The sequence below is a fragment of the Lactiplantibacillus sp. 30.2.29 genome (assembly GCF_018991255.1).
Lineage (GTDB): Bacteria > Bacillota > Bacilli > Lactobacillales > Lactobacillaceae > Lactiplantibacillus > Lactiplantibacillus pentosus.
Window position 1 is genome coordinate 1 of the sequence record NZ_JAGYGU010000079.1, and the last position, 2093, is coordinate 2093.

Annotated in this window: 1 protein-coding gene and 2 pseudogenes; 1 reads left to right on the plus strand and 2 read right to left on the minus strand. The window is 47.1% G+C overall.

Annotated features, from left to right (window positions below; genetic code table 11):
* Window positions 1-83: 83 nt before the first annotated feature.
* Window positions 84-269, plus strand: a pseudogene (locus tag KGF65_RS17205) (SH3 domain-containing protein); the annotation flags it as partial.
* A gap of 270 nt (window positions 270-539) precedes the next feature.
* Here the strand turns inward: KGF65_RS17205 and KGF65_RS16515 are convergent.
* Both KGF65_RS16515 and KGF65_RS17465 read right to left on the minus strand, forming a co-directional pair.
* Window positions 540-1952: an NAD-dependent succinate-semialdehyde dehydrogenase gene (locus tag KGF65_RS16515; RefSeq protein ID WP_216788258.1), complete on the minus strand. Its 1413-nt coding sequence runs from the start codon at window positions 1950-1952 to the stop codon at window positions 540-542.
* A 39-nt stretch (window positions 1953-1991) separates the two neighbouring features.
* Window positions 1992-2093 (minus strand): annotated as a pseudogene (locus KGF65_RS17465) (short-chain dehydrogenase); the annotation flags it as partial.

The following is a 2093-nucleotide window of genomic DNA, read 5'->3' on the forward strand; positions in this document are numbered from 1 at the left end:
CCTGTCTCAAATATTGACTTCAATGCAGTGGCGGTGCCGCAACGACCACGTCATCTTCAGCAAGTAAGACGACGGCGGCTGCTGGTACGTACACGTTTAAGACCACAACGAATATTCGGACCGCTGCTAGTCTAAATGCCTCAGTTGTTGGCCAATACTACGCGGGCGAATCCGTTTATTATATCGGAACGGTTTCTGCGGACGGCTATCAATGGCTGAAGTACTTATCTAACTCTGGTGCTTACCATTACGTTGCTAAGATTGGCTAAAAATTAGTTACCAATTACTAGTGCAATAACAAAACAGGCTTTGAGATCACGTCAAACGACGCGATTTCAAAGCCTGTTTTGTTATGTGATTGAGTTAGTGGCCTGTTCATCTTATTTTGACAAAAGTCGGCATAGACGCACTTAACAAAAAGTTTACACTGATTCGAACTTCTTTCAGCGGGCCTAAGCTGGTAGCTTTTGACACTAAAAGTTTGAAACATGCTTCTTATTCAAGCACGTGTAATCGGTGTTGTAGTGAGGGGCTAATGTTTATAAAACAACTAAGCCGCCAGCACCGTTGTCGTAGTCGGGTTTCTGAGCAGTGACAACCAGTTTTTCGTTAACAAAGGCCATTAAGCCCAGGCTGCTTAACTCGCGACCGTAGCCGGAGCCCTTGACGCCACCAAATGGTAGTTCTGGTAAGGAGCTGAGGAAGGTGTTAACGAAGACCATCCCAGTTTCAATTTGTTGGGCAACCGCTTTGCCATGCGCCGCAGTTCCGGCGAAGACGATGCCACCTAAGCCCAGTTCAGAGTTGTTGGCTAAATCGATAGCTGCTTGTTCAGAATCAACTTTGAAGACTTGGGCAACTGGACCGAACATTTCTTCGTAAAAGAGGGGGTTGTCTTGATCAATGTCCGTTAAGATGGTTGGTTGGAAGAATTGGCCAGGTAAGTCGATTGGTTCGTTGCCATAAGCAACGGTTGCACCACCGGCAATGGCCCGGTCAACTTGGTCTTGTAGCTTTTCCTTAGCGCGTTTGGAATTCATCGGTGCCAGGGTAGTTTGTGGGTCCATAGGATCGCCAGGGACTAATTTGGCAAAACGTTCCTTCAACTTTGCTAAGAAATCATCGTACACATCCGCAGCGACAATAAAGCGTTTTGATGAGGTGCAGACTTGCCCAGCGTTGTATAACCGGCCCCGCCATGCTAAGTTGACTGCTTCGTCAATATCAGCATCCGCTAAGACGACGAAAGCGTCCGAACCACCTAATTCCATAGAACTCTTCTTCAAGTTTGCACCGGCCTCTTTGGCAACCGCTTGTCCACCACGCTTAGAACCAGTCAGTGCGACGCCCTGGATGCGGGGGTCGGCAATAATATCGCTAACTTGATCATAGTTTAAGAAGAGGTTCGTTAGACTACCAGCGGGAGCACCAGCTTCTTCGACAATCTTGGCGAAGGCCGCAGCCGAGCCCGGTGTATTAGAGGCGTGCTTTAAAATCATTGGATTGCCGACCATGTAGTTCGGTGCGAAGACCCGCATGATTTGGTAGTATGGGAAGTTCCAAGGTTCGACCAACATCAGGACACCGGTTGCTTGTTTTTCAATTTCGGCATCGCCCGTTGCTTGAGTGCTGATTGGGGTCGGTGCCAATAATTCAGCACCGTGATCAGCATAGTAATCAGCAATCATGGCGCATAGTTCGACTTCACCTTGAGATTCACTCAGTAATTTACCCATGTCGATTGTTGCAATTTTAGCTAATTCATCTTTACGTTCACGTAACAGTGCGGCAATCTTATGGAGGCTGGCTGCACGGGAACTAACGGGTTCATGACGCCATTGGTGATAAAGGGCGTCGCCGGTAGTTAAGGCCTGTTCGATTTGGTCAGTGGTTGCGTTGTCGTAAGTTTTAACAACTTCATTGGTATATGGATTAATTGTTTGATAAGCCATAGTAAACTCCTCCTATAAATGTTCAGGTATTGTAAACGGTTAATCTGCGATTGTATGGGACTGGTAACCGCCTTCACTATTGTACGCTACCACAAAAGTACGGACAAAGTCAGCTAATTTGACTTGACCAGCGCTAGTGTC

What these genes read in the sequence shown, in the direction of transcription:
- KGF65_RS16515 (WP_216788258.1), bottom strand. Translation starts at nt 1,952, where the DNA reads ATGGCTTATCAAACAATTAATCCATATACCAATGAAGTTGTTAAAACT.